Below are 2,293 nucleotides of genomic sequence, written 5' to 3' on the forward strand. Positions count from 1 at the left end.
GCACCAACACGCTCCGGTTCGGCGCGCTTTCGGCCAAGGGCGGCACGGTGCGGATAGACTGGCGGCTGATGGGCGGAGGCGAGGCCGATGCGCTGGAGCTGACCTGGCGGGAAACCGGCGGCCCGCCGGTGCAGCCGCCCGGGCAGCGCGGCTTCGGCACCCGCCTCATCGAGAGCGGGCTGGCCCGGGAATTCGGAGGGGAAGTGAGGCTGGACTTCGAGCCGGGCGGGCTGGTGTGTCGGGTGCACGTCCCGCTCCCGGCGGAGGAGCCGCCTTTGGTGGGCGGACTGGTCGCGCCCCACCACTGATAACATATGCTAAGCCGGGTAGGCGGGTCGGGAAGAGGATGGGTCGTCGCGTTCTGGTGGTCGAGGACGAGAGTCTGGTCGCCCTCCTCCTGGAGGACATGCTGCTGGAGCTGGGCTTCACCGTCGTGGACGTGGCAAGCCGGCTCGAGACCGGGATGTCCGCCGCGCAGCAGGCCGCCTTCGACGTGGCGGTGCTGGATGTGAACCTGGGCGGGGAAACGCGCAGCTTCCCGATCGCCGACCTCCTGCGCCGGCGCGGCATCCCGTTCGTGTTCGCCACCGGCCACGACCCCAGCAGCCTGGAGCGCAGCTATCCAGACGCGCCGGTGGTGCGTAAACCATTCCTGCGCGGCGACCTGCGCAGCGCCCTGGCCCGAGCGCTGGCCGGCTGAGCCGTCAGTCGGACGTGGCGGGCACGATCAGCACGCGCAGCGCCCGCTCCGGCGCCAGATACGTTTCGGCCAGATTGCGCAGCGACGCCGCGTCCCAGCTCTCGAAGTTGGCCCGGTCGGTACGGGCCGCCTCCAGCCGCTCGGGAAACTGGTGCATCGCCAGGATCACCGAATAGGCCCACCAGCGGTTCGACTGGCGCGCAGCATCGCTCTGGGCCAGGCGCGGCTCCAGGGCGCGGCGCAGCTCATCCGCCTCGATGCCTTCCCGCAGCCCGGCCGCGGTCGCCACCGTCGCCGCGTCGTACTGGAGCGCATCCTCCGCCCGCACGTCGAGCAGGGCGGCCAGATAGCCGAAGTCCGGCAGCGTGATCGACATGTCGCTATAGACTTCCGGCGAGTAGCTGGCCCCGGCCCGCTCGCGCACCGTGTCCAGCAGCCGGTCCTGCAGGATGTCGCCCAGCAGGTCGAGCCCGGCCTTCAGGCGCAGGTCCCTGCCGTCCGCAGTGGGCCAGTACACGGCGGACATGGCCTGGTCCGCCGCACCGTGATGGAAGAACCGGACGGGCTCGGCTCCCGGCCCGGGCATCCGCACCGATGGGACTGCCAACTCGGCACCTTCGCCCCGCTCGGGCAGGGCACCGAACGTCTCGTCCACCAGCCGCACCGCCGCTTCCGCCTCGATGTCGCCCACCAGCACGACCTGCATCGGACCGCGCCGCAGGGCGGGCGTCAGCCAGGCGCGCAGCTCGTCCAGGGTCCGCTCGGCCGCGTCCGCCTGGTCCGGCAGCCCGAAGCGCGGGTCGCCAGCATGGAGGAAGCGCTCGACCGGCCCGCGCAGGAGACCCGCGGGCGAGGCGTCCATGGCCCGATAGATGTCGGGGAGCTGGCGGCGGAACCGCTCCAGCGCGTCCGGCCGGTAGCCAGGATCGGTGACGAAGGCCGCCATCAGCCGGAGCTGGTCGGCCAGGTCGGCACGCGTGGTGGTCCCGGTCATGACGAACGAGGTCTCGGCCACGGTCAGGTCAACGCCCACCTGCTTGTCGGCGAAGATCCGGGTGAGCTCGCTGGCATCATGCCGGCCGAGCCCGCCGGCGATGAAGCCCTGGCTGGCGAGCAGGTCCAGGCCCGGCTGGTGCGCCGGCATGCTGAACGAACCCTGGCCAAAGCGCAGGGCCACCTCGATCGTGTCGGCCCGCAGCTTGGTGGGCTTCATGTCCAGGCGCACGCCGTTGCCAAAGCGGATCGAGCGGATGTCCAGGTCCTCGATGCGGCTGTCCTCGGCCACGCCGGAGGGCTGGCCGAAGTCCTGATAGGCGAAGGCCACGCTGGCCGTTGCCGCAGGCGGCTCCACCGGCACCGCGCGGCTTCGCTCATAGGCGTCCAGGATGCGCTGGCGGCCGTTCTCCAGCGGAAACGGGCCGGACAGCATGATCCGCGCCGAGCCGTCGCCCCACGCGGCTTTCAGCGAATCCTGCAGCTTGGCCGGGTTGAGCCCTGCCACCGTCCGCTCCAGGAGTTCCAGGTCGGCCGCTTCGCTGGTGTAGATCCCGCCTTCCTCGACCGTCGAGATCAGGGCCTCGGCCCGGCGCTCGG

Annotated in this window: 2 protein-coding genes and 1 pseudogene; 2 read left to right on the top strand and 1 reads right to left on the bottom strand. The window is 71.5% G+C overall.

Going from position 1 to position 2,293, the window contains the following annotated elements:
- Together EQG76_RS13460 and EQG76_RS13465 are read left to right on the top strand one after the other, a co-directional pair.
- A pseudogene (locus EQG76_RS13460) lies at nt 1-308 on the top strand (sensor histidine kinase); the annotation flags it as partial.
- Between the two features lie 38 nt (nt 309-346).
- Nucleotides 347-700, top strand: coding sequence for a response regulator (locus tag EQG76_RS13465; protein WP_159714131.1), 354 nt, complete (start codon nt 347-349; stop codon nt 698-700).
- A 4-nt stretch (nt 701-704) separates the two neighbouring features.
- Here the strand turns inward: EQG76_RS13465 and EQG76_RS13470 are convergent.
- Nucleotides 705-2,293: M16 family metallopeptidase (locus EQG76_RS13470; protein ID WP_200840795.1), on the bottom strand; the 1,589-nt coding region annotated here is incomplete at its 5' end.

It is taken from the genome of Geminicoccus flavidas (assembly GCF_009806515.1).
In the GTDB taxonomy this organism is placed as follows: Bacteria; Pseudomonadota; Alphaproteobacteria; order Geminicoccales; family Geminicoccaceae; genus Geminicoccus; species Geminicoccus flavidus.

Coding starts and splice junctions, on each gene's coding strand:
- EQG76_RS13465 (WP_159714131.1), top strand. CDS start 347: ATGGGTCGTCGCGTTCTGGTGGTCGAGGACGAGAGTCTGGTCGCCCTC.